Origin of the sequence: Beutenbergia cavernae DSM 12333, from assembly GCF_000023105.1 — a bacterium.
Classification (GTDB): domain Bacteria; phylum Actinomycetota; class Actinomycetes; order Actinomycetales; family Beutenbergiaceae; genus Beutenbergia; species Beutenbergia cavernae.
The window spans coordinates 2,192,401-2,216,787 of the sequence record NC_012669.1; the positions used below are offsets into that span (position 1 = coordinate 2,192,401).

The 24,387-nt window shown below is 74.2% G+C and carries 21 protein-coding genes and 1 pseudogene; 17 read left to right on the top strand and 5 right to left on the bottom strand.

Translation table 11 applies throughout. The features are described from left to right. The first annotated feature begins 12 nt into the window (after positions 1-12). The 3 genes from BCAV_RS09700 to BCAV_RS09710 are packed head-to-tail and all read left to right on the top strand — an operon-like array spanning position 13 to position 4,009. Positions 13-1,071 carry a GNAT family N-acetyltransferase gene (locus tag BCAV_RS09700; RefSeq protein WP_015882421.1) on the top strand — a complete coding sequence of 353 codons (1,059 nt, stop codon included), beginning with the start codon at positions 13-15 and terminating at the stop codon, positions 1,069-1,071. Between the two features lie 55 nt (positions 1,072-1,126). Beyond that, entirely contained in the window at positions 1,127-2,470 is a 1,344-nt protein-coding gene (locus BCAV_RS09705; RefSeq protein WP_015882422.1) for a M20/M25/M40 family metallo-hydrolase, read from the top strand. Positions 2,471-2,482: 12 nt separating this feature from the next. Beyond that, positions 2,483-4,009, top strand: a complete 1,527-nt coding sequence (locus BCAV_RS09710; RefSeq protein WP_015882423.1) for a YfcC family protein — start codon at positions 2,483-2,485, stop codon at positions 4,007-4,009. 6 nt (positions 4,010-4,015) lie between these two features. Here BCAV_RS09710 and BCAV_RS09715 read toward each other — a convergent pair whose 3' ends face one another. Continuing rightward, positions 4,016-6,475 (bottom strand): DNA gyrase/topoisomerase IV subunit A, encoded by a 2,460-nt coding sequence (locus BCAV_RS09715; protein WP_015882424.1) that lies wholly within the window; start codon positions 6,473-6,475, stop codon positions 4,016-4,018. Positions 6,476-6,546: 71 nt separating this feature from the next. Between BCAV_RS09715 and BCAV_RS09720 the strand changes: the two genes are divergently transcribed. From BCAV_RS09720 to BCAV_RS09735, 5 genes are read left to right on the top strand one after another with little or no spacing between them, the layout of a single operon-like run. Next, a complete protein-coding gene (locus BCAV_RS09720) occupies positions 6,547-9,270 on the top strand; it encodes a bifunctional acetate--CoA ligase family protein/GNAT family N-acetyltransferase (protein WP_015882425.1) in 2,724 nt (907 codons plus the stop codon). Positions 9,271-9,308: 38 nt separating this feature from the next. Then, entirely contained in the window at positions 9,309-9,824 is a 516-nt protein-coding gene (locus BCAV_RS09725; protein ID WP_342618174.1) for a DUF5998 family protein, read from the top strand. Further along, positions 9,796-9,888 carry a hypothetical protein gene (locus tag BCAV_RS23580; RefSeq protein ID WP_342618176.1) on the top strand — a complete coding sequence of 31 codons (93 nt, stop codon included), beginning with the start codon at positions 9,796-9,798 and terminating at the stop codon, positions 9,886-9,888. The genes BCAV_RS09725 and BCAV_RS23580 overlap by 29 nt, the downstream gene beginning before the upstream one ends. After that, a complete protein-coding gene (locus BCAV_RS09730; RefSeq protein WP_015882427.1) occupies positions 9,885-11,033 on the top strand; it encodes an alkaline phosphatase family protein in 1,149 nt (382 codons plus the stop codon). The genes BCAV_RS23580 and BCAV_RS09730 overlap by 4 nt, the downstream gene beginning before the upstream one ends. Continuing rightward, positions 11,034-11,723 (top strand): thymidine kinase, encoded by a 690-nt coding sequence (locus BCAV_RS09735; RefSeq protein ID WP_015882428.1) that lies wholly within the window; start codon positions 11,034-11,036, stop codon positions 11,721-11,723. A gap of 10 nt (positions 11,724-11,733) precedes the next feature. On the opposite strand, the gene sepH is transcribed toward BCAV_RS09735, so the two are convergent. Further along, positions 11,734-12,864, bottom strand: coding sequence for a septation protein SepH (sepH, locus tag BCAV_RS09740; RefSeq protein ID WP_015882429.1), 1,131 nt, complete (start codon positions 12,862-12,864; stop codon positions 11,734-11,736). A gap of 88 nt (positions 12,865-12,952) precedes the next feature. On the opposite strand from sepH, the gene BCAV_RS09745 reads away from it, so the two are divergent. Both BCAV_RS09745 and BCAV_RS09750 read left to right on the top strand, forming a co-directional pair. After that, on the top strand, positions 12,953-13,786 hold the full coding sequence (locus BCAV_RS09745; protein ID WP_015882430.1) for an inositol monophosphatase family protein: 834 nt from the start codon (positions 12,953-12,955) through the stop codon (positions 13,784-13,786). Between the two features lie 177 nt (positions 13,787-13,963). Then, positions 13,964-14,263: a DUF4193 domain-containing protein gene (locus BCAV_RS09750; protein ID WP_015882431.1), complete on the top strand. Its 300-nt coding sequence runs from the start codon at positions 13,964-13,966 to the stop codon at positions 14,261-14,263. Here the strand turns inward: BCAV_RS09750 and BCAV_RS09755 are convergent. Further along, positions 14,233-14,760: a DUF3093 domain-containing protein gene (locus BCAV_RS09755; RefSeq protein WP_015882432.1), complete on the bottom strand. Its 528-nt coding sequence runs from the start codon at positions 14,758-14,760 to the stop codon at positions 14,233-14,235. The genes BCAV_RS09750 and BCAV_RS09755 overlap by 31 nt on opposite strands. An 82-nt stretch (positions 14,761-14,842) precedes the next feature. On the opposite strand from BCAV_RS09755, the gene dut reads away from it, so the two are divergent. The 4 genes and pseudogenes from dut to BCAV_RS09775 all read left to right on the top strand — a co-directional run. Next, positions 14,843-15,376 (top strand): dUTP diphosphatase, encoded by a 534-nt coding sequence (gene dut, locus BCAV_RS09760; protein ID WP_015882433.1) that lies wholly within the window; start codon positions 14,843-14,845, stop codon positions 15,374-15,376. Further along, positions 15,373-16,107, top strand: a complete 735-nt coding sequence (locus BCAV_RS09765; protein ID WP_015882434.1) for a DUF3710 domain-containing protein — start codon at positions 15,373-15,375, stop codon at positions 16,105-16,107. Before dut ends, BCAV_RS09765 begins: the two co-directional genes overlap by 4 nt. Before the next feature lie 52 nt (positions 16,108-16,159). Next, positions 16,160-16,537, top strand: a complete 378-nt coding sequence (locus tag BCAV_RS09770) for an OB-fold nucleic acid binding domain-containing protein (protein ID WP_015882435.1) — start codon at positions 16,160-16,162, stop codon at positions 16,535-16,537. Positions 16,538-16,677: 140 nt separating this feature from the next. Beyond that, positions 16,678-17,190: pseudogene (locus BCAV_RS09775) on the top strand (DUF3159 domain-containing protein); the annotation flags it as partial. Position 17,191: 1 nt separating this feature from the next. Here the strand turns inward: BCAV_RS09775 and BCAV_RS22120 are convergent. Both BCAV_RS22120 and BCAV_RS09785 read right to left on the bottom strand, forming a co-directional pair. Beyond that, on the bottom strand, positions 17,192-17,917 hold the full coding sequence (locus tag BCAV_RS22120; RefSeq protein WP_015882436.1) for a potassium channel family protein: 726 nt from the start codon (positions 17,915-17,917) through the stop codon (positions 17,192-17,194). Then, the gene (locus BCAV_RS09785; RefSeq protein WP_015882437.1) at positions 17,917-18,567 is read right to left on the bottom strand and encodes a potassium channel family protein; all 651 of its coding nucleotides are present in this window, start codon (positions 18,565-18,567) and stop codon (positions 17,917-17,919) included. The genes BCAV_RS22120 and BCAV_RS09785 overlap by 1 nt, the downstream gene beginning before the upstream one ends. Positions 18,568-18,683: 116 nt before the next feature. Between BCAV_RS09785 and BCAV_RS09790 the strand changes: the two genes are divergently transcribed. The 3 genes from BCAV_RS09790 to BCAV_RS09800 are packed head-to-tail and all read left to right on the top strand — an operon-like array spanning position 18,684 to position 24,326. Further along, positions 18,684-20,720: an APC family permease gene (locus BCAV_RS09790; protein ID WP_015882438.1), complete on the top strand. Its 2,037-nt coding sequence runs from the start codon at positions 18,684-18,686 to the stop codon at positions 20,718-20,720. Next, positions 20,713-21,930: a class I SAM-dependent RNA methyltransferase gene (locus BCAV_RS09795; protein ID WP_015882439.1), complete on the top strand. Its 1,218-nt coding sequence runs from the start codon at positions 20,713-20,715 to the stop codon at positions 21,928-21,930. The genes BCAV_RS09790 and BCAV_RS09795 overlap by 8 nt, the downstream gene beginning before the upstream one ends. After that, complete coding sequence (locus BCAV_RS09800) at positions 21,927-24,326, top strand: HAD-IC family P-type ATPase (RefSeq protein ID WP_015882440.1); 2,400 nt, start codon at positions 21,927-21,929, stop codon at positions 24,324-24,326. Before BCAV_RS09795 ends, BCAV_RS09800 begins: the two co-directional genes overlap by 4 nt. Positions 24,327-24,387: the final 61 nt, after the last annotated feature.

Consider the following 24,387-nt stretch of genomic DNA (forward strand, 5'->3'; position numbering starts at 1 on the left):
ACGCTCGTCGGCATGACGAGTGACGCCGCGAGCGCGCACGGCGCGTCCCTGGCCCCCCTCGCCGGACGCGCTGCGCCACCACGCATCCTCGACATGCCACCGGGCGACCTGGGTTTCGCCTGGCGGGCGTTGTCGGCGGACGACCTCGACGCGCTGCACGCCCTGATCGCGGCGATCGAGGACCACGACGACCCGCCGTACCGGACCACCCGGGACGAGGCGGCGGAGATGTTCGTGGGCGACTGGAAGGACCCGCTCAACAACACGTTGGGCGCGTTCGACGACGATGGCGTGCTGCGCGCGTACGGCGCGGTCCAGGTCCTGCCGGGGGACGAGAGCACGGTCCGCGCGTTCCTGGAGGGCGGCGTCCGCCCCGGCGACCGGCGTCGGGGCGTGGGAACCGCCCTCCTGGAGTGGCAGGTCGGCCGTGCGCGGCAGCTCCTCGCCGCCAGCGGGAAGGACCTCCCCGCCAGGATCGCCGTGTTCGTGGACGAGGGGATGGACGACACGGCGGCGATCGTCGAGCGCGCGCGGTTCGCGCCGCGGCGCTGGTACACGGACATGCGCCGCGACCTCTCCCGACCGGTCCCGGAGGTCCGGCTCGACCGCCCGCTCGTCGTCGCACCGTGGAGCGAGGAGCTGGACGACCAGGTGCGCCTGGCCCACAACGAGGCGTTCGCCGATCACTGGGGCAGCGAGCCGCAGACGCCGGAGACGTGGGCGGACGGGCGGACGTGCTTCGCACCGCAGTGGAGCTTCCTCGTGCTCGACAAGTCGACCGACCGCACCCAGGTGGCCGGGTACCTGCTGTCGGGACGCTACGAGCAGGACTGGCCGTCGCTCGGCTACTCCGAGGGATACACGGACATCCTCGGCGTCCGCCGCGCCTGGCGCGGCCGCCGGGTCGCGACGGCGCTGCTCACCGCGGCGATGCAGGCGTACGCGCAGGACGGCATGGAGTACGCCGCGCTCGGCGTCGACACGGCGAACCCGTCCGGGGCGTTCGGCCTGTACGGCCGACTGGGCTACGAGCCGACGCGCGGGTCGGTCATGTACAGCATCGAGCTCTGACGGGCGCCGCCTCGGGGGCGGTGATACGTTCGCCGCCGTCCGGAAGGAGGCGGCCATGGGTGGGGTCGCGGAACGTGTCGGGGCACTCGTGCCGCAGCTGGTCGACGACCTGAAGGCGCTGACGGCGATCCCGTCGATCGCGTTCCCGGGCTTCCCCCAGGAGGAGGTCGTCCGGGCCCACGACACCGTCGTGGGGCACCTGCGTGACGTCGGGGTCACGGACATCTCCTCGATCGACCTGCCGGACACCTCGCCGGTGATCCTGGCGCGGGTGCCCGGGCCGCCGGGCGCGCCGACCGTCCTGCTGTACGCGCACTACGACGTGCAGCCCGCGGGCGACGAGTCGCAGTGGACCCATCCGCCGTTCGAGCCCGTCGAGATCGACGGCGTCGTGTACGGCCGGGGCGTCGCCGACGACAAGTCGAACCTCATGGCGCACATCGGAGCGCTGCGGTACTACGAGGGCCGGCCGCCGGTGAACCTCACGATCGTCTTCGAGGGGCAGGAGGAGTGGGGGAGCCCGCTCGACACCTACCCGCCCCAGGCGCCCGAGCTGTTCGCGTGCGACGCGATGGTCATCGCCGACACCGGCAACATCCGGCCCGGCGTCCCGACGTTCACGACGGCGCTGCGAGGCGACGCCGAGCTGACGGTCGAGGTGCGCACGCTGCCCGAGCCCAAGCACAGCGGCCTGTACGGGGGACCGGCGCCGGATGCGCTCCTGGCGCTGCTCGCCGCGCTCGCCACGCTGCACGACGACGCCGGACGCCCGGCGGTCGACGGGTTGCGGGCGGACGAGTGGACGGGCGCGCAGCCGATGGACGAGGCCGCCTACCGCGAGGCGGTCGGCGCGGCTGATGGCGTCCCGCTGCTCGGCTCCGGCACGATCGCCGACCGCCTGTGGGCAGGTCCGGCGATCACCGTCGTCGGCATCGACGCGCCGCAGGTCGACGGCGCCGTGCTCGCCGTCGTGCCGTACGCCCGCGCCCTGGTGAACATCCGGGTGCACCCCCAGCAGAGCGCGGCCGAGGCGCAGGAGGCCGTCGCCAGGCACCTGGAGGCCGTGCGCCCGTTCGGGATCGAGCTGACCGTCGCGCGCAACGACGCCGGCGACGGATTCTCCGCCGCCACGGACGGTCCGGCCTACGCGGCGGCGTCGGCGGCGATGGCGACGGCGTGGGGGGCCGAGCCGATCCGGATCGGCAGCGGCGGGGCGATCCCCCTCGTCAGCGGGTTGCACGCGGCGGTGCCCCAGGCCGAGATCCTCATGTTCGGCGCGGAGGACTCCCTGTGCAACCTCCACGCGCCGAACGAGCGCCTCGTGGTGGACGAGCTGCGCCGCACGGTGATCGCGATGGTGGAGTTCTTCGACGCGTTCGGACGGCCCGACGCGCACTGAGGGGGTTGGGGCATGAGCAGTCCTGAGGCACCCGCGGACGTGGCGCCGGCCGAGGAGCCGCCCGCGCCGCGCACGAAGTCGTTCTACAGCTCGTACACCGTGCTGGCGATCGTCACCGTCGCGATCTGGGTGCTCGCGTTCATCATCCCGTCCGGCCGGTACGAGCTCGACGCCGACGGCCGGCCTGTCCAGGGCACGTACGAGGAGGTGCCCTCGCCCCTGTCGTTCTGGGAGCGGGTGCAGGACCTCTTCCTCTCCCCGGTCAACGGGCTGTACGGCGTGCAGGACTCCGACGGGTTCGTCAGTCCGGACGCCACCGGCGAGCTGTTCGGCAGCGTGGCGGTCTTCCTGTTCGTCCTCGCGATCGGGGTGTTCGTCTCGATGATGATGGCGAGCGGCGCGCTCGACGCCGCGATCGCCCGCCTGGCGCACCGGCTCTCGTCACGGGGCTGGCTGCTCATCGTCGGGATCATGGTCGTGTTCTCCCTGCTCGGGACCGTGGAGGGCTTCGCGGAGGAGACGCTCGGGTTCTACGGCGTCGTCGTCCCGCTGGTGCTCGCCCTCGGGTACGACCGCATGACGGCGGTCGGGGCGATCATCGTCGGCGCGGGGGTGGGGGTCCTGGCGTCGACGGTCAACCCGTTCGCGATCGGCGTGGCCTCCTCGGCGGCGGGGGTCTCGATCGGGGACGGGATCGAGCTGCGGGCCGTGATGTGGGTGGTGCTGACCGCCGTCGCCGTGGGATTCGTGCTGCGCTACGCGAAGCGTGTCCGGACCTCGCCGGAGACGTCGCTGTCCGGGTTCCTCCCGGGCGACACGACGACCACGGTGGAGGAGAGCCCGCCCCCGATGACCCGGCGTCAGGTCGCCGTGCTGTGGTGGGTCGGGTTCACGTTCCTGTTCATGATCTACGCGATCATCCCCTGGTCGTCGATCATCGAGGGGCCCGACGCCGCGCCGTACGCCTGGGAGCTCGGGTGGTACTTCGGGGAGCTCGCCGCGTGGTTCATCGTCGCGGCGGTCGTGTGCGGTCTCATCGGGGGGCTCGGCGAGAAGAAGCTGTCGGAGACCATCAGCGCCGGCGCCGGGGACTTCGTCTCCGCCGGGCTGGTCATCGTGCTCGCCCGCGGCGTCGCCGCGATCATGAACAACGCGCAGATCACCGACACGGTGCTGCACTCGATGGAGTCGATCGTCACGGGGACGACGGCGGCCGTGTTCGGCATCCTCGTGTTCGTCGTCAACCTGCCGCTCGCATTCCTCATCCCGTCGACGTCCGGGCACGCCACGCTGGCGATGCCGATCATGGCCCCGCTCGCCGACTTCGCCGGCACGGACCGGTCGATCGTCATCACGGCGTGGGCGGCGGCGTCGGGCTGGATGAACCTGTGGGTGCCGACGACGGCCGTCATCATGGGCGGCCTCGCCCTGGCGAAGGTCGGCTACGACAAGTGGCTGCGGTTCATCTGGCCCCTGCTGGCGATCCTGGCGGTGCTCATCTGCGTGTTCGTGGGCGTCGGAGCCGTGACGAGCGCCTGAGCCGCCTCACCCGATCGCGTGCACCGGCGCCGCGAGCGCCGTCCCGGAGGAGTCGCGCCGCTCGTCGACGGCGGGGAGCTCGATCACCTGACCGCCCGCGCCGGTGGCGCGCGCGGGTGCCGGGCCGATCCAGGCGAGCACCACGGCGTCCTCCCCGCGCAGGAATCGCTGGGCGCGGACACCACCCGTGCCCCGCCCCTTCGCCGGGAAGCGGTCGAGCGGCGTGACCTTCGCGCTGCCGGCCGCCGTGCCGGGCAGGGCGTCCGAGGAACCGGCGACGGTGACGACGACGGCCGTGGAGACGTCGTCGTGGGCGACGGCGGCGAACGCCACGGCTCGGACGTCGCCGGCGAGGCGGACCCCGGCCATCCCCGCGGCCGCCCGGCCCTGCGGGCGGACCGACGCCGCCCGGAAGCGCAGCAGCTGGGCGTCCGACGTCACGAACACCACCTCGTCGTCGTCGGCGGCGGTCGCGGCGCCGACCACCTGGTCGCCGTCCTTGAGCGCGATGACCTCCCACGCGTCGCCCTTCGCGGGCGCCTCAGGCGAGACGCGCTTGACGACGCCGGACGCCGTGCCGAGCGCGAGCGCCGGCGCGTCCGGCCCGAGCGCGGCGAGCGTGAGGGGGCGCTCGCCGGGCTCGAGCGCGACCAGCTCGCCGACGCCCACGCCGCCGGACAGGCTGGGTGGACCGTCGGTCGGCGGGAGCGCCGGCGCGTCGAGGACGTTCACCCGGACGATCCGCCCGCGGGACGTGACGAGGCCGACCTCGCCGCGCGCCGTCGCCGGTACGGACCCGAGGATCGCGTCGTGCGCCGCGCGGCGCCCCTCCCGCACGGGCCGCGCGTCGTCTCCCGTCCGCGCGAGCAGGCCGGTGGCCGACAGGAGCACCCAGCACGGCGTGTCGGGGATCTCGAGCGGTACGGCGCCGGCCCGCCCCGACGTGGGCGCCGCGGCGGCGGCAGCGGCCGGCGCACCGGCCGACTCGAGGAGCACGGTGCGGCGCGGCGTGCCGTGCTGGTTCGCCACCTGGGCGAGCTCGTCCGAGACGAGGGCGCGCAGGCGGGCCGGGTCGCCGAGCAGCTCGGTGAGCTCCGCGATCTCGCGCTGCAGCTCGTCGCGCTCGGACGTGAGCTCGATCCGCGAGAACTTCGTGAGGCGCCGCAGCTGCAGCTCGAGGATGTAGTCGGCCTGCGGCGTCGAGAGGTCGAACACCGCCACCAGCCGCTCGCGGGCCTGCGCGGCGTCGTCGCTCGACCGGATGACGGCGATGACCTCGTCGATGTCGGCGATCGCGATGAGGAGGCCCTCGACCAGGTGCAGCCGTTCGGAGCGGCGGCGCAGCCGGTACTCGGAGCGGCGCCGCGTGACGACGAGCCGGTGCTCCACGTACACGGTGAGCAGCTCGCGCAGACCCATCGTGCGGGGCTGGCCGCCGACGAGCGCGACGTTGTTGATCCCGAACGACTCCTCGAGCGGCGTCGCGCGGTACAGCTGCTCGAGCACGGCCTCGGGGTTGAACCCGCTCTTGACCTCGATCACGAGGCGGAGGCCGTGCTGCCGGTCCGTGAGGTCCTGGACCCCGGCGACGCCCTGCACCTTCTTGGACCGCACCGCCTCGGCGATCTTCTCCGTGACGCGCTCGGGGCCGACCAGGTAGGGCAGCTCCGTGACGACGATGCCACGACGCCGGGGGGTGAGGTTCTCCACGCGGGCGGTGGCCCGGGTGCGGAACGAGCCGCGCCCGCTCACGTAGGCGTCGCGGACGCCGTCGAGACCCACGATCTTGCCGCCGCCGGGCAGGTCGGGTCCGGGCACGAACCGCATGAGCGCCTCGAGGTCGGCGTCCGGGTGGGCGATGAGGTGCCGCGCCGCCGCGATCACCTCCACGAGGTTGTGCGGTGGCATGTTCGTGGCCATGCCGACGGCGATCCCGCTCGCGCCGTTGACCAGCAGGTTCGGCATCGCCGACGGCAGGACCTCGGGCTGGGTGAGCTGGTTGTCGTAGTTCGGCACGAAGTCGACGACGTCCTCGTCGAGCCCGCCCGTCATCACCAGCGCAGCGGGAGCCAGACGGGCCTCGGTGTACCGAGGCGCCGCGGGTCCGTCGTCGAGCGAGCCGAAGTTGCCGTGGCCGTCGACCAGCGGGAGCCGCAGGGAGAACGCCTGGGCCATCCGCACGAGGGCGTCGTAGATCGCCGTGTCGCCGTGCGGGTGCAGCTTGCCCATGACCTCGCCGACGACGCGTGCCGACTTGACGTGGCCGCGGTCTGGTCGGAGCCCCATGTCCGCCATCTGGTACAGGATCCGGCGCTGCACGGGCTTGAGACCGTCGCGGGCGTCGGGCAGGGCGCGCGCGTAGATGACCGAGTAGGCGTACTCCAGGAAGCTGTCCTGCATCTCCTCGGCGACGTCGATGTCGACGATGCGCTCGTCGGCGGGCGGTGGGGCGGAACGGCGGGCCATGAGGGTGATTCTCCCGCGCCTGGGCCTGTGGTCCCGCCAACGCCGCACCGGCGCGCCCTAGGGTGAGGACCATGTCAGCTCCCGGCGATCCCGCGGCGGCCGGCTACCCGCAGCACTGGGAGGCCGACGTCCTCCTGCGGGACGGCTCGACGATGCACATCCGGCCGATCCGGCCCTCGGACGCCGACGCGCTGCAGCGGTTCCACACCGCCCAGAGCGAGGAGTCGGTGTACTTCCGGTTCTTCGCCCCGATGCGGCGCCTCGGAGACCGTGATCTCACGCGGTTCACGAACGTCGACCACGTCGACCGCGTGGCGCTCGTCCTCACGATCGGCGACGACATCGTCGCCGTGGGCAGGTACGACCGCCTGGACCAGGCGCGGGCCGAGGTCGCCTTCAACGTCGCCGACGCCTACCAGGGGCGCGGGCTCGGCTCGATCCTCCTCGAGCACCTCGCGGCCGCCGCCCGGGAACGCGGCATCCGGCGCTTCGTCGCCGACGTGCTGCCCGGCAACGCAAAGATGATCAACGTCTTCACCGAGGCGGGCTACGACGTCACCCAACGGTTCGACGACGGCGTGATCTCGGTGGAGTTCCGGATCGATCCGACGGAGCGGTCGCTCGCCGTGATGGCCCAGCGCGAGCAGCGCACCGAGGCGCTGAGCATGAGCGCCCTCCTCGCGGCGTCGTCCGTGCTCGTCGTCGGCGGCGGGACGCCCGAGGACGTGCTGGCGGTCCGCGCCCTCGAGGCGGTGCTCGCGTCGGAGTTCACGGGCGCCGTCACGTGCGTCGGCGAGGTGCTGCGCGGCCCGGCGGAGGGGACCCGGGCGCGCTGGCACGCGAGCATCGACGGGGCGATCGGCGACGGACGCGGAGCCGACCTCGCCGTCGTCGCCCTGCCGCCGGCCGCCGTCGTCGACCTGCTCGGCCGGCTGACGCCGCTCGGGACGCACGGCGTGGTGGTGCTCTCCGACGGGTTCGGCACGGGCGACCCCACCCGGCCCGCGGACGTCACGCAGGCCGACCTCGTCGCCGCCGCCCGCACCCGGGGTGTGCGGGTCGTCGGCCCGCGCTCGTACGGCATCCTCGCGCAGGGCGAGGCGGGCCGGATGAACGCGACACTGTGGCCGCGGGCGGCGCGGGTCGGCGACGTCGGCCTGTTCTGCCAGTCGGGCGCGGCTGCCGCGGCGCTCGCGGCGTCGGTCGAGGGCCGCCGCCTCGGCCTGTCGACGTTCCTGTCGGCGGGACACCGGGCGGACGTCTCCGGCAACGACGCCATGCAGTTCTGGCAGAGCGACGAGCGGACGAAGGTCGCCGCTCTGTACCTCGAGTCCTTCGGCAACCCGCGCAAGTTCTCGCGGGTCGCCCGCCGGCTGAGCGCCCAGACGCCGGTCGTGGCGCTCGTCTCCGGGCAACGGGGCCAGGTCGTGGCGCCCGGGCACCTGGTCGCGACCACGGGGGCGCCGCGACGCACCACCGAGGAGATGCTGCGGCAGGCGGGGGTGCTGGCGGCGCAGACGACGCACGAGCTGCTCGACATGGCCACCGTGCTGTCGGCACAGCCGCTGCCGGCGGGGGAGCGGGTGGCGGTGCTGACGAACTCCGGGACTCTCGCGGCGCTCGTCGTCGACGCGCTCGGGGCGCGTGGGCTCGAGGTCGCCGGCGAGCCCGTGGCGCTGGCGCCGCTCGCGGACGGCGCCGGGTACGAGGCGGCGGTGCGCACGCTGCTCGACGGCGCGGACCGGGGCGAGTGGGACTCGGCAGTCGTCGCGTACGTCCCTCCGCTGGGCGAGCGGGACCCGGCGGTGGGGGAGGCGCTCGCCCGCCTCGCGCACGAGAGCGCCCGGCCGGTCGTCGGCGTCGTGCTCGGCCTGCGCGGCCTGACGCCGGAGCTCACGACGCAGGGCGTGACCGTGCCCGCGTACGGGACGGCGGAGGACGCCGTGCACGCGCTCGCCGCGGCGCACACGTACGCGCGCTGGCGGCGGACGGACCACGGCACCCTCGTAGTGCCCGACGGCATCGACCGGCACCGCGCGAAGGAGCTCGTCGGCGCCGAGCTGGCGCGCGTCGCGCCCGCCGAGCGGCGCCGCCTCGACGCCCCGCGTGCGACGGAGCTCCTCGGCGCGTACGGCATCCGGCTGTGGCCGGCCATCGGCGTGGCGTCCGCGCAGGAGGCCGTGACCGCCGCCGACGAGCTGGGGTGGCCGGTCGCGCTCAAGTCCACCGACGAGCGGCTCCGCCACCGGGCGGACCTGGGCGGGGTCCGCCTGGACATCTCGACTCCCGCCGAGCTCGCCGAGGCCGTCGCGCAGATGCGTCGGCGGCTGGCGACGGGCGCCGCGCCGGCCCCGCACGTCGAGGTGCAGGCCATGGCGCCCCTGGGCGTCGCGTGCGTCGTCCGCGGCGAGGAGGACCCGCTCTACGGGCCGGTGGTGGCCTTCGGTCTCGGCGGGGACGCCGTCGAGCTGCTCGGCGACGTGAGCTACGGCGTGCCGCCGCTGACGACGAGCGACGTCACGAGGATGGTCCGGTCGGTGCGAGCCGCGCCGCGGCTGTTCGGCCATCGCGGTCTGCCGCCGGTGCGGGTCGCCGCCCTGGAGGACGTCGTCGCCCGCGTCAGCGTGCTCAAGGACGACCTGCCGGAGGTCGTCCGGGTGGAGCTCAACCCGGTGCTCGCCGCCACGAGCGGCGCGGCGGTGCTCTCCGCGGTCGTCGAGGTGGCGCACCCCGAGCGCGGCGACGACGCACGCCGGGTGATGCGCAGCACCCGGCTCGCGCGGCCCCGGACGTGACCTCGCCCGTGGTGGGTGGCGGGTGCGAAGATGTCCGGGTGCAGCCGACGACCGACCTGGTGCGTGCCCTCCGTGACGACATCGACCGCTCCGGGTACTACCCGGAGCTCGTCGCCGACGTCGTCGAGGTGGCGCTCGCCGGCGAGGAGGTCACCGCCTACCTGCTCCAGCCGGAGACGACGTTCGACGACGTCGAGGTCCGCCGGCACCTGACCGCCCTCGTGCTGACGCCGCAGCGCCTCGTCGTCGCGCACGTCGACGACCATCCGCCGGAGGCGGGTGGACCGCCGACCGCGACGGCCAGCACCGAGGCCGTGCCGCTCGAGCAGATCCGCACCGTCGTGGTCACCCACGGCGTGAGCGATCCCGCCAAGCACAGCAGGGGTGCCCGGCGCACCGACCTGACGATCGCCGTCGGCTGGGGGGCTGTGCAGCGCATCGACCTCGAACCGGCCACGTGCGGCGACCCGAACTGCGAGGCGGACCACGGCTACACCGGGGCGACGGCTCCGGGACGACCTCGTCGTGCGCGTCAGCGAGGCGGCGGAGGGTGAGGGCGCCGTGGCCGCGGCGGTGGCGTTCGCGCGCGCCCTCTCGGCCGCGACCGCTCGCGCGTGAGCACGGCGCCGGCGGCACCGGCGGACCTGCTGCCCCCGACGGCGACGCCGGGCCTCGCGGGAGTCCTCGGCGACGCGGCCCGCTCGCTCGGCACCGAGGTCGGCGGTCCCTCCGCCGGCCTCGCCCTGGCGCCGGGGTCGCGCGTCTGCGTGGTCCTCGTCGACGGGCTCGGGTGGGAGGCGGTGCAGGCGCGCCTCGGGCACGCCCCGGTGCTGCGTGGGCTCGTGCGCGGCGGTGAGCCGGTCCGAGCCCCGTACCCCTCGACGACGGCGGCCAGCCTCGCGACGTTCGCGACGGGGGTGCTCCCGGGTCGCACCGGGATGCTCGGGTACACGGTGCGCTCACCGCTCACGGGCGGTCTGCTCAACCTCGTCTCGTGGAACGCCCACCCCGGCCCGCCGCCGGAGCCGACGGCCTGGCAGCGCGAGCCGACCACGTTCGAGGCGCTCGTGGCGGCCGGCAGCACGGTGACGAGCCTCGGGCCCACCCGGTTCGCCGGTTCGGGCCTGACGCGTGCCGCCCTGCGCGGCCCGGCGTTCGTCGGGGCGGACGCGCTCGAGGACCGCGTGGACGCGGCGCTCGCCGCCCTGCGCCGGCCGGGCCTCGTCTACCTGTACTGGGGCGACCTCGACAAGGTGGGCCACCACGAGGGCTGGTCCTCGCCCGAGTGGGGCGAGCACCTGGGCATGGTCGACGCGGCGCTCGGGCAGCTGCTGCGGCGGGCTCCGCGCGGGACGACGGTGATCGTGTGCGCCGACCACGGGATGGTGGACGTGACGTCCCGCGTCGACGTGGCGGACGTACCGCACCTGTCGGCCGGGGTCCAGCTCGTGGCGGGCGAGCCGCGCGCGTCCCACGTGTACTGCGAACCCGGTGAGGCCGACGCCGTCGCGGCGCGCTGGCGCGACGTGCTCGGCGACGCGGCATGGGTCCTCACCCGCGCAGAAGCCATCGCCGCCGGCCTGTTCGGCGAGGTGGCGCAGAGGTTCCACGACGTCGTGGGCGACGTCGTGGTCGCCGCCGCCGGCACGACGGCGATCGTTGACTCCCGGACCCAGACGCCGGCGTCGATCGGACTGATCGGCATGCACGGCTCGCTGACGAGCGCCGAGACGCTCGTCCCGGCCGTCGTGGAGGTGACGTAGGTGGCGCAGCTGGTGTTCTTCTCTGGGACGATGGACTGCGGGAAGTCGACCCTCGCCCTGCAGCTCGACCACAACCACGCGGCGCGCGGACGCTCGGGCGTCATCTTCACGCAGCGGGACCGGGCGGGTGCCGACGTGCTGTCCTCCCGGCTGGGCCTGAGCGTGCCGGCGGTCGAGGTGAGCGCGGAGACCGACTTCTGGGACGAGGTCGTGCGCCGGCGCAGCCGCGGGCGCGCCGTCGACTACCTCGTGTGCGACGAGGCGCAGTTCTACGCGGCCGAGCAGGTGGACCAGCTGGCCCGGCTCGTCGACGAGATGGACGTCGACGTCTTCGCGTTCGGGATCACGACGGACTTTCGCGCGCGCCTCTTCCCGGGTTCCGCGCGGCTCATCGAGCTCGCCGACCGGGTCGAGATCCTGCAGGTGCCCGCCCTGTGCTGGTGCGGCGCGCGTGCGACGCACAACGCCCGCACCATCGACGGCGTCATGGTGCTCGAGGGGGAGCAGGTGGTCGTGGGCGACGTCGGCGTGGGGCGCGGTGCCGTGCCCGGCGGCGTCGTCGGCTACGAGGTGCTCTGCCGCCGGCACCACATGCGGCGCATGACGGCGACGTCCGCACGCGCCGTCGCGCTGTCCCAGGAGGGGTTGCCGCTCGACGTCGCGGCGTGCGGGCTTCCGCCGCGCGGCTGACGCGAGCCGGTCACTCCGGCTTGGCGCCGAAGACGATCTCGTCCCAGCTCGGCACGGACGTCCGCTTGGTGCGGTGCCGGCCGCGGGCGGGCGCCGCCGGTTCGTCGGGCACGTCCGCCGCCTGCGGGGGAGGCGTCGGGAGGGCGACCACGCGTGCGGCGGGCGCCGGCTCGGCGGACGTCCGCTCGTCCTGCTCCGGCGCGTGGTCGAACAGCGTGGGGGCGTCGTCGGTGTGGTCGTCGGGCAGGGTGTCCAGCGGCTGCCGCGTCCCGCGGGAGGCGTCAAGCTCGTCGAGCAGCCGTTCGGTCGCGGCGGACGGGTGCTCCGGCTCGGCCTGCTCCTGCGGCGCGTCGACGGTCTCGTCCGGGAGCTCGTCGGATGCCTCGGTGGCGGGCGCGGCATCCTCGGACGACGCCGCGGGCCGGGGGCGGGCGTCCCGGATGACGGCGTCGAGCGGCGCGCGCCCGCGCAGGGACGGGTGCTGGCTGGAGATGCGCGGCGAGCTGATGTCGGCGTCGGCCTCGACGTCGTACAGGCGCGCGCGCACCGCGCTCAGGTGCCGGCGGGGGCCCGCCTGCCCGAGCTCGGTCTCGGACAGCCAGCGTCCCTCGTCGTCGAGCGCCACCAACGTGCGAGCCACGAGGTCGACGCTCCACCGGGCCTCGCGGGGCGAGTCCCCGGCGGCGAACCGCACGAGCACCTCCCACGGCTCGCCCGCGCGGCGCACCGCGTCCCAGGTGAGCTCGGCCTCGACCCCCCGCGCCGCGAGGCGGTCGACCACGAGGTCGCCCAGCGTCGGTGCGCCGGGCTCGCGCCCGATCGGCAGCTCCTGCGCCTGGCTCGCGATCCAGGCGCGCTCGTCCGTGACGGGGCCCGAGTAGCGCAGCACCGCCTCCACGGGCAGCCCGGACTCGCTCGCGACGTCCGCCTCCGTGGCGCCGGCCCGGATCCTCGCCTGGATCTCCCGCGGGCGCAGGGTGCTCTCCTCGGTGGCGCGCAGATGCTCCAGCCGGGGGCGATCACGCCGGACGGCGGCGCGCAGCGCGTCGTCGATCGGCAGCTTGTGCCGCTGGCCGTCGGGGGCCAGGAGAACGAGGTGGTCGCCGTCTGTGTGCAGACCGACCAGCTCCAGCTCGACCATGTGCCTCTCCTTCGTCCACCTCGAGGGTGCCACCTCGACTCCGTCAGCTGCCACATTCCGCCCGGTGTGGCGCGCGGCTCCTAGGCTGATGGGCGTGACAGGAGCGCCCACACCCGCCGAGACCGCCGACCTCGTCGTGCTCGCGAGCGAGCTGGCCAGGGCGGCCGGCGACGTCGCGGCTCGCATGCGAGCCGAACGCGTCGACGTGGCGTCGACGAAGCTCAACGCGAACGACGTCGTGACGCGCGCCGACCTGGCGGCGGAGACGCTGCTCCGCGAGCGGATCGCCGCGGCGCGGCCGCACGACGGGATCCTCGGCGAGGAAGGGGCGCGGGCGCCGTCGTCCTCGGGGCTGACGTGGGTGGTGGACCCGATCGACGGCACGGTGAACTACCTCTACGGGCTGCCGATGTACAGCGTGAGCGTCGCCGTCGTCGTCGGCCCGGCCGACGACCTGCGGGAGTGGACGCCGATCGCCGGGGCCGTGCACGCACCGGGGCTCGGGCGGACCTACGCGGCCGGGCGCGGCCTCGGCGCCACCCGGGACGGGGAACCGATCGCACCGTCGGCCACCGAGGATCTCGCGTCGGCGCTCGTCGGGACGGGCTTCCACTACGACCCGGTCCTCCGGGAGCGTCAGGGTGCGCTGGCGGCGTCGCTCGTCGGGCGGGTCCGCGACCTCCGGCGCATCGGGTCCGCCGCGCTCGACCTGTGCTTCGTGGCCGAGGGTGCCCTCGACGCGTTCTACGAGGAGCGCCTCAACCCGTGGGACGTCGCGGCCGGCGTGCTCGTCGCCGCCGAGGCCGGTGCCCGGGTCCAGCACCTGCCCCTCGCGGGCGAGCTGCTCACGCTCGCCGCAGCGCCCGGTCTCGACGAGGCTCTGGCGGCGCGTCTCGGCGACCTGGCCCGTGACCTCGGCTGAGCAGCGAAGGGCCGTCTGACCTGCGCGAACACGGTTCAGGGCGCGTCGCATGTGCACTTTCCGTCGGCGTGGTGCACAATCCAGGCGCCAACCACGCTCGACGCGGGAACAAATCCGCCGCTCCGACGTTGGACAGGCCGACCATCCCGACTGACGAACCGGAGCGTGACGCCCGATATGGCGACTGATTACGACGCACCGCGCAAGACCGACGAGGACCTCAGTGAGGACTCCCTCGAAGAGCTCAAGGCGCGCAGGGCCGAGAAGAACTCGGGTGCGGTCGACGAGGACGAGACCGAGGCGGCCGAAGGCTTCGAGCTGCCCGGGGCGGACCTGAGCGGCGAGGAGCTGTCGGTCCGCGTCCTGCCCAGGCAGGCGGACGAGTTCACCTGTTCCCGCTGCTTCCTGGTCCACCACCGCAGCCAGCTCGCGTACGAGGAGAACGGTCAGCTCGTGTGCTCGGAGTGCGCGGCCTGACCATCATGACCGTCCGGGCGCCGGGGTAGCGCCCGGACGGCGTCCGCGAGCGCCTGCGGGTCACGGCTCGAGAGGAGCCAGTAGGGCGCGGGGTCTCGCGGGTCGACGACGGCGATCCGGACCGACCGGCGGATCCAGCCACGGTGCACGGCGAACGCCCGCGCGTCAGCGCCCGGGCCGAGCACGTCGCGCGTCTGCGCCTCGTCGAGCGCGTCGACGGCTCCGATGTGCTCGACCGGGAGGAACGCGCGTCCCGCCCGGACGCCTGGGCGGGCGCCTCCCACGACCGCGAGGGTCGGCGACCCGGCCCCCAGCAGCCCCAGCACGAGCAGGCACACGGCGAATCCGGCGGACAGGGCGACGCCCTGGCCCACCGGGGTGAGCGCGAGGCCGGCGAAGAGCCCTGCCCCCGGTCCGAGCGCCCAGAAGCCCGGGCTCGGCCACAGCCGCTCCACGTGGACGGGGGGCGGGAGAACGGCAGGGCGCGGAACCGACATGGCACCAGCCTGCCACCAGCGGACGGGCCGCCCGGCTCCGTCCCGACTACGACCTGCCGACGCGCAGGTAGAGTGGAGCATCGTGACCGACGCTCCTGCACGCTCCGACGGCGACCGCACGGCCGACGACGGCGCCGGGCCGGGCAGCGACGTCGTCGACGTGCTGCTCCGCCGCCTCGACCCCGATCTGCCAGCGCCGTCCTACGCGCACGCCGGGGACGCGGGCGCCGACCTGCGCGCCCGCCACGACGTGGATCTCGCACCCGGCGAACGTGCCCTCGTGCCCACCGGTGTGGCGATCGCCCTCCCGCCGGGCTGGGTGGGCCTCGTCCACCCGCGGTCCGGGCTGGCGGCCCGCTCCGGGGTGACCACGCTCAACGCGCCCGGCACGATCGACGCGGGGTACCGCGGCGAGATCGGCGTGATCCTCGTCAACCACGACCCGTCCCGCACCGCACAGGTGCGGCGTGGTGATCGCATCGCGCAGCTCGTCGTGCAGCGGGTCGCGCACGCCCGCTTCGTCGAGGTCGAGGACCTCCCAGGATCGGTGCGCAGCGACGGCGGATTCGGTTCCACGGGTGGGTTCGCCGCCGCGGAGACCGGAGGCCGCTCATGAGCCTGTTCTCGCGCAAGAAGCAGCGCCCCGAGGACTCGGAGGCCACGGACGTCGAGGCGACGGACGTCGAGGCCGAGGTCGCCGAGGACGGCACGGAGCCCGCCGAGGCGCCGCCCACCGGCCGCGGGCCGTGGGACGTCGACGACGACGACGCCCCGGACCTGGCCGGCCGCGTCGATCTCGGCGCGGTGGTCGTACCGGCCCGCCCCGGGATGCAGCTGCGCATGGAGCTCGACAAGAAGACGCGCCGGGTGATCGCCGCGAACATCACCCTGGGCGCGACGAGCCTGCAGGTGCAGGCGTTCGCCGCCCCGCGCACCGCAGGGTTGTGGGACGAGATCCGCACGGAGATCGCCGAGTCGATCCGCGAGCAGGAGGGCACCGTCGACGACGTGCCCGGCCCGTTCGGGCGCGAGCTGATCGCGAAGCTGCCGTTCCGCAGCCGCGACGGCCGCACGGGGACGCGGCCGGCCCGGTTCCTCGGGGTGGACGGTCCACGGTGGTTCGTGCGGGGAGTCGTCACGGGTGCGGGTGTGGCGGACGAGGCCGCGGCGGCCGACATCGAGGCGTACTTCGCCGACGTGGTGGTCGTGCGCGGGTCGGAGGCCCGTCCGCCCCGCGAGCTCCTCGCGCTGCACGTGCCGGGCAAGGCGGAGAGCGCGATCGCTCCCGCACCCGACGCCGGGCTGGAGATGCTGCGGCGCGGTCCCGAGATCACGGAGGTCCGGTGAGTACCGAGCGAGACGCCGGCAGCGAGGTACGAGCGCAGGAGGATCGCGACCGATGACTCGAGCGAAGGGCACGTTGGCGTCGCTGTTCGCGTCACAGGCCGAGATCGAGGCGGACGACGAGCGCGAGCAGGCGCGGGGCCGCGGCTGCGCGCCGGTCGCCGAGCTGGCCGCCAGGCGCCGCGCGCACGTCGCGGGCGTCCTGCGCAGCGTCACGTACCAGCCCCGGGGCGTGGACCCGGCGCTGACCGCCGAGCTGTACGACGGGTCCGGCAGCGTCGACCTCGTCTGGCTCGGCCGGCGCGAGATCGCCGGGATCGAGCCGGGTCGCCGGCTCGTCGTCGACGGCATGGTGTGTTCGCCGGAACCCGGCCGACCGCGTCTCGTGATGTACAACCCCGCGTACGACCTCCTGCCGCGCGAGGGCGAGTGACCACCCCCGCGGGCAGCCCCGGTGAGAGCCCACTGACGCCGCGGGGTGTGCGCGCCCTCACCGAGGACGAGTTCTCGCTCGCGGCGTCGGTGGGCGGCTGGCGCGGGCTGGTCGAGTCGGTGCTGCCCGGCCTCGTCTTCGTGGTCGTCTACGTCGCGACGCGCGACCTGCGCGCCTCGCTCATCGCTTCGCTGGGGGTCGCGGCCGTCGCCGTCGTCGTCCGCCTCCTCGGCCGGACACCCCCGACGCAGGCCTTCGGCGGCGTCCTCGGCGTGGTGATCGGCGCGATCTGGGCCTGGCGCTCCGGGCAGGCGGAGGACTACTTCGCGTGGGGGTTGTGGGTCAACGGTGGCTTCGCGCTCGGCGTGCTGGTCTCGATCCTGGCGCGCTGGCCCGTGGTCGGGCTCCTCGTCTCGCTGCTGCGGCTCCAGTCCGACGTGCGGCGGGAGTCCGCAGCCTCGCCCGGCGCGGACGACGGCGAGGCGGCGCCGGTGTCGCTGCGGCCGGACGGCTCGTGGCGCTCCGACCGGCTCGCGATGCGCCGGTACACGATCGCGTCATGGCTCTGGTTCGCCGCGTTCATGCTCCGGCTCGCCGTGCAGATCCCGCTGTACTACTCCGCGGAGATCGGCTGGCTCGGCACGGCGCGGCTCGTCATGGGGCTTCCGCTGTGGGCGTTGGTGCTGTGGCTGACGTGGGTGCTGGTCCGCCCTCTAGTAGCTCCTGCAGCGCGAGAGCCGCACGATCCCCGCTCCCCGGCTCCTCCGACACGATGAACACGAGCTCGTCGTGACCCTCGAGGGTGTCGTCCGGACTCGGTGAGATGGGTCGCGCACCGCGGATCACCGCGGCCAGCACGACGTCGGGCGGCCACGCGACCTGACCGACGCGGCGGCCCACGAGCGGGGAGTCGTCCGCGAGCGTGAGCTCGTACATGCTCGCGCCGGACGAGTGGAACGTGAAGATCCGCACGAGGTCGCCGACGCTCACCGCCTCCTCGACGAGGGCGGTCATGATCCGTGGGGTCGAGACGAGGACGTCGACCCCCCAGGCGTCGTCGAACATCCACTCGTTCTTCGGGTTGTTGACGCGCGCGACGGTGCGCGGCACGGAGAACTCGGTCTTCGCGAGCAGGCTGAGGACGAGGTTGACCTTGTCGTCGCCCGTGGCGGCGACGACGACGTCGCACTCCTCGAGCCGCGCCTCCACGAGCGTGCTGATCTCGCACGCGTCGCCGAGCAGCCAGTCCGCGTCGGCCACGCTCGCCACCCGCATCGCGCTCGGCTGACGGTCGATGAGCAGCACCTCGTGGGCGTGTCCGAGCAGCTCCCGGGCGATCGAGCGGCCCACGCTCCCCGCGCCCGCGATCACGACGCGCATCACGCGCTCCTCACCGGCGCGGTGGCCAGGACTCGTTGGGCGGCGGACACCGCGTCCCGCGCGCAGAGCACGTGGACGACGTCGTTCTCCTGCAGCACCGTCTCGGCCGTCGGGACGAGGCCGACCCCCAGCCGCGTGAGGTACCCGACGCGGGCGCCTGCGGCCTCCTCGAGCTGGGACAGCGGCGAGCCGACCCACCCCGGGTGCAGGTCCATCTCCGCCAGCACGACGGCACCGGAGGCGTCCGTGAACTCCTTCGCCGCGCCGAGTGGCAGCAGTCGGCGCAGCACCTGGTCCGCCGTCCACCGGACCGTCGCGACGGTGGGGATGCCGAGGCGCTGGTACACCTCGGCGCGCCGGGCGTCGTAGATCCGGGCGACGACGTTGTCGACGCCGAACGTCTCGCGGGCCACGCGAGCGGCGAGGATGTTCGAGTTGTCGCCGTTCGAGACGGCGGCGAACGCGTACGCCTCGTCGATCCCCGCCTGCACGAGCGCGTCGCGGTCGAAGCCGAGGCCGGTGACGCGCCGGCCGCCGAAGTCGGGGCCGAGGCGCCGGAACGCGTCCGGGTTCTGGTCGATGACGGACACGGAGTGTCCGTGGGCCTCGAGCGTCTCGGCGAGCGTCACGCCGACGCGGCCGGCACCCATGATCACGAAGTGCACACGGGCGAACCTACCTCCACTCGGGTCCGCGCGGTGGTCCGACGGCGCGCGGGTGGATGACGAGGCGCACCACCGGCCGGTGCGGCCTAGCATGGGGCCTCGTGCCGGACCTCGTCGATGCCACGAAGCGGCTGCTCGTCGGTCGTCCGATGCGCAGCGACCGCCTCGGGCACACCCTGCTGCCGAAACGTGTCGCCCTTCCGGTGTTCGCCTCGGACGCGCTGTCGTCGGTCGCGTACGCCCCGGACGAGATCCTGCTGACGCTCTCGATCGCCGGCCTCGCCTCCTACGCGCTCTCCCCGTGGGTGGGGCTCGCCGTCGTCGTCGTCATGGCCACCGTCGTGACGTCGTACCGGCAGACCGTGCGGGCGTACCCCTCGGGCGGCGGCGACTACGAGGTCGCCACCGTCAACCTGGGTCCCAAGGCCGGGCTGACCGTCGCGAGCGCCCTCCTGTGCGACTACGTGCTCACCGTCGCCGTGTCGATCTCCTCCGGCGCGCAGTACCTCGCGACGCTGGTCCCCGCGCTGAAGGAGCACGAGGCGCAGGTGGCGATCGGGCTCGTCGTGCTGCTGACGCTGCTCAACCTGCGAGGCGTGCGGGAGTCCGGCCTGCTGTTCGCGATCCCCGTGTACGTGTTCATGGCCGCCATCGGGCTGACGGCGATGGTGGGGTTCGCGCAGCAGCTCGGCGGCTCGCTGCGGCCGGCGGAGAGCGCCGGCTTCACGCTGGCGGCGGAGCCCGGGTTCGACGAGGGGCTGGTCGGGGTGGCCGGTGCGTTCCTCGTGATGCGGGCGTTCTCGTCAGGATGTGCCGCGCTCACCGGGGTCGAGGCGATCAGCAACGGTGTCCCGGCGTTCCGGCCGCCGAAGTCGCGCAACGCGGCCACCACGCTCTTCCTCCTCGGCGGCATCGCGATCTTCATGATGCTGTCGATGCTGTCGCTCGCGCGGGCGACCGGCGTCGTCTACGTCGAGGACCCGCACACCCAGCTGCTGCAGGACGGCGTCCCGGTGGGGGAGGGCTACCAGCAGGACCCGGTCATCGGGCAGATCGCGCAGACCGTGTTCCATGCGGTGCCGGTCGTGTTCTACGTCGTCGTCGCCGCCACCGGACTCATCCTCGTGCTCGCCGCGAACACCGCGTTCAACGGGTTCCCCGTGCTGGGCTCGATCCTCGCGCGCGACGGGTTCCTCCCGCGCCAGCTCCACACCCGGGGCGACCGGCTGGCGTTCTCCAACGGCATCGTCACGCTCGCGCTCGCCGCGATCGTGCTCATCTGGGTCTTCGACGCCTCGGTCACGAGGCTGATCCAGCTGTACATCGTCGGTGTGTTCATCTCGTTCACGATGAGTCAGCTCGGCATGGTGCGGCACTGGACGTCGGCGTTGCGGACCGAGGCCGATCCACGGGAGCGCACGCGCATGCTGCGCTCGCGGGCCGTCAACGCGTTCGGCCTGGGGCTGACCGGCGTGGTGCTCGTGGTCGTGCTGCTCACGAAGTTCACGCACGGCGCCTGGATCACGCTCGCCCTCATGGCCCTGCTGTTCGTCACCATGCGGTCGATCCGGCGCCACTACGACCGCGTCGCCGACGAGCTGACCATCGACGACGCCGACGTCGCCCGCGCGCTCCCGTCGCGGGTGCACGCCATCGTCCTGGTCTCGAAGGTGCACAAGCCGACCATGCGCGCGCTCGCGTACGCCCGCGCGACGCGACCGTCCACGCTCGAGGCCATCACCGTCGGCGTCGACCCCGGTGAGGTCGAGACGCTCCGCACCGCCTGGGACGACGCCGCGATCCCGGTCGCGCTCACGGTGCTCGCCTCGCCGTACCGCGAGATCACGCGCCCCGTGCTCGAGTACGTGCGCTCGATCCGGCGGGAGTCGCCGCGCGACCTCGTGGTGGTGTACATCCCGGAGTACGTGGTGGGCCGGTGGTGGGAGCAGCTGCTGCACAACCAGAGCGCCCTGCGCCTCAAGGGTCGCCTGCTGTTCACTCCCGGCGTCGTCGTGGCCTCCGTGCCGTGGCAGCTGGACTCGGCCCGCTCGGCCGCCGGGATCTCCGGGTGGGACGAGCCCGCCCCCGGGGTGTGGATCGACAGGGCCGGCCGAGACGACGAGGTTCCCCGTGGCTGAGCTCATCCGCCTGACGATCGGACCGCCGGCGCACGGCGGTCACGCCGTCGCCCGGATCGACGACCGCCCGGACGGCCGCGTCGTCTTCGTGCGCCACGCCATCCCGGGCGAGGTGGTGCTCGCGCGGGTGACCGACGGCGGCGAGAGCGCCCGGTTCTGGCGAGCCGACGCCGTCCGGATCCTCGAGCCGTCACCGGACCGGGTGCCGTCCGTGTGGCCCGAGGCCGGACCCGACGGCGTGGGCGGTGGCGAGCTCGCGCACGTGGCCCTTCCAGCGCAGTTGCGCTGGAAGGAGGAGGTGCTCCGAGACGCGCTGCGCCGCATCGGGCACCTCGAGGCGGACGTCACGGTGCGCGCGGCGCCCGGGGACGCCGAGTCCGGTGGGCTCGGCACCCGGACGCGCGTCGAGCTGACGGTGGCACCGGACGGCCGCCCGGGCATGCACCGGCACCGCAGCCACGTGGTGCTGCCGCTGAACGACGTGCCTCTCGCCGTCGACGCCCTCCGCGAGCACGACGCGCTGCGGCGCCGGTGGGAGCCGGGTTCCCGCCTCGACCTCGTCGCCGGGTCGGAGGGTGCGCCGCTCGTCCTGCTCGACGGCGCCCCGGTGCGCGGCGACCGGCGCACGGTGCGGGAGCGGGTCGAGCTCGGCGACGGCCGCGCGTGGCGCTACCGGGTCGCGGGCTCGGGGTTCTGGCAGGTGCACCGTGCGGCCCCGACGGTGCTCGTGGAGGCAGTCCTCGATGCGGCGCAGCCACAGGCCGGGGAACGGGTGCTCGACCTGTACTCCGGTGCCGGGCTGTTCACGCTCCCGCTCGCTGACGCCGTCGGCGCCGACGGGCAGGTCGCCGCGGTCGAGGGCGACCCGGCAGCGGTGCGCGACGCCCGCCGCAACCTGCACGACCGCGGGCAGGTGGACCTGCACGGCGGCTCCGTGGCCGATGTCCTGGACGCCGGGGTCGGTGCCGGCGCGGACCTCGTGATCCTCGACCCGCCGCGCGCCGGAGCGGGCCGGGACGTCGTCGAGGCGGTGACCGGACGCCGCCCGCGGCGGATCGTGTACGTCGCCTGCGACCCGGCCGCGCTGGCCCGGGACCTACGGCTCGCCGCCGACGCCGGCTACGCGCTGACGTCCCTGGACGCGGTCGACCTGTTCCCGCACACGCACCACATCGAGGCGCTCGCGGTGCTCGAACCGGCGGCGCGGTGACCGAGCCCGCGACCGATCCCGCCGTCCGCGGCCTCACGGGCGCGGAGGTCGCCGAACGCGTCGCTGACGGCCGCGTCAACGTCGCCGACGACTCCGCGTCGCGCAGCCTGCGGGACATCGTCCGGGCCAACGTCTTCACGCTGTTCAACGCGATGCTCGGGATCGCGCTCGTGTGCGTGCTCGTCACCGGGTACTGGCAGGACGCGCTGTTCGGGTTCGTGCTCGTCCTCAACATGGGGATCGGGATCGTCACCGAGTACCGCGCGAAGCGGACGCTCGACCGGCTCGCGATCCTCGACGCGCCGCACGCCCGGGTCCGGCGTGACGGCGTCGAGCACCGCGTGGACCTCCCCGAGATCGTGCTCGACGACGTCGTCCTCCTGTCGACCGGCGACCAGGTTCCCGTCGACGGCGCGGTCCTGGGCTCCGGCGGCCTCGAGGTCGACGAGTCGCTCCTCACCGGCGAGTCCGAGCCGGTGCGCAAGGCGGCGGGCGACGAGGTGCTCTCGGGGTCGTCGGTCGTCGCTGGTTCGGCCGTCGTGCGGGCCACCAAGGTGGGCCCCGACAGCTACGCGAACCGCATCACCGCGCAGGCGCGGCGCTACTCGCTGGCGACGTCGGAGCTGCAGCAGGGCATCCGCACCGTGCTCCGCGTGATCAGCTGGGTCATCGTGCCGGTCGCCGTCGCCCTGTTCGCGAGCCAGGTGCGCAGCCGGGGCGGCCTGGACACGGTGCTGAGCACGGGGACCTGGCGCGACGCCGTCGTGTCGGCGGTCGCCGGCGTCGTCGGCATGATCCCGGACGGGCTCGTGCTCCTCACGTCCCTGAACTTCGCGCTCGCGGCCGTCCTGCTCGCCCGCGTCAACGTGCTCGTTCAGGAGCTGCCCGCCGTCGAGGTCCTCGCCCGGGTCGACACGCTGTGCCTCGACAAGACCGGCACGATCACCGACGGCGCGATCGTCCTCGACCGCATCGTCGACGTCGGGGACCGCGCGGGCGCGACAGCGGCGCTCTCGGCGCTCGCCCACGACCCGGAGGCCAACGTCACGGCGGCCGCGCTCGCGGAGGGGCTCGACGGCGTCGTCCCCGCCGAGGTCCTCGACGCGGTGCCGTTCTCCTCGGCGCGCAAGTGGAGCGCGATCGCGACGGCGGACGGTGCGTGGGTGTTCGGCGCGCCCGACGTGCTGCTGGCGGGCCGGACGGACGACGACGCGCGCGCGGCCCTCGCCGCGGTGGGCGACGACGCCGGCGCCGGTGCCCGCGTGCTGCTGCTCGCGGCCGCGCCGGACGGCCTGCCGGACGCGGACGCCGCCCTTCCCGCGGCCCTGGCGCCGCAGCGGGTCGCCGTGCTGCGCGAGCACGTGCGCCCCGACGCCGCGGAGACCCTGGCGTACTTCCGCGACCAGGACGTGGCGCTCCGGGTGATCTCGGGCGACAACCCGGCGACCGTCGCGGCGATCGCGACCCAGGTCGACCTCGACGGCCAGGCGCGCGAGGTGTCCGGCGTCGACGCGCGCGGGCTGCCCGACGACGTCGACGCGCTCGCCGGTGTGCTGCGAGAGTCTGCGGTGTTCGGGCGCGTCGTGCCGGAGCAGAAGGTCGCCATCGTCGAGGCGCTGCAGCACGACGGCCGGACCGTCGCGATGACGGGCGACGGCGTCAACGACGCGCTCGCCCTCAAGAACGCGGACCTCGGGATCGCCATGGGCAACGGCGCCCGGGCCACGAAGGCCGTGGCACGGATCGTGCTGCTCGACGGCAAGTTCCAGACGCTCCCACGCGTCGTGGCGCAGGGCCGCCGCGTCATCGCGAACATGGAGCGTGTCGCGAACTTCTTCCTCGTGAAGACCACGTACTCGGCGGTGATCGCCGTCGTCGTCGTGCTCCTCGCCCTCCTGACGCCGTTCAGCTACCCGTTCCTGCCGCGGCACCTCACGCTCGCGTCGTCGTTGACGATCGGCATCCCCGCGTTCCTGCTCTCGCTCCCGCCGAACGACCAGCGGTACCGGCCCGGGTTCCTGCGACGGGTGCTCTCCTTCGCGATCCCGAGCGGCGTCGTCGTCGCGATCGCCGTCCTGGTGGCGTACGCGCTCGTCGACGGCGACGGGAACCAGGCCGAGGCGCGGACCGCCGCCACGTACGTGACGATCGCGATCGGGCTGTGGATCGTGGGGATCTTCGCGCGGCCCTGGAACGTGTGGCGCGTGCTCCTCGTGCTCGGTCTCGCCGCCGCCGGGATCGGGGCTCTGCTGGTCCCGCTGGCCCGGGACTTCTTCCTGCTCGTGCCGCCGACGCCGACGGCGTGGGCGATCGTGGGAGGGCTGGGCGTGCTCGGGGCGTGCGCTGTCGAGCTCGTGCACCGCTGGGCCCACCGCGTGGCGGACCGGCCGGCCTGAGCGGGTGTGCGTCCGGGGGGACAATGAGATATCTTGACGTCGAGATAAAAGATCGCAGCAA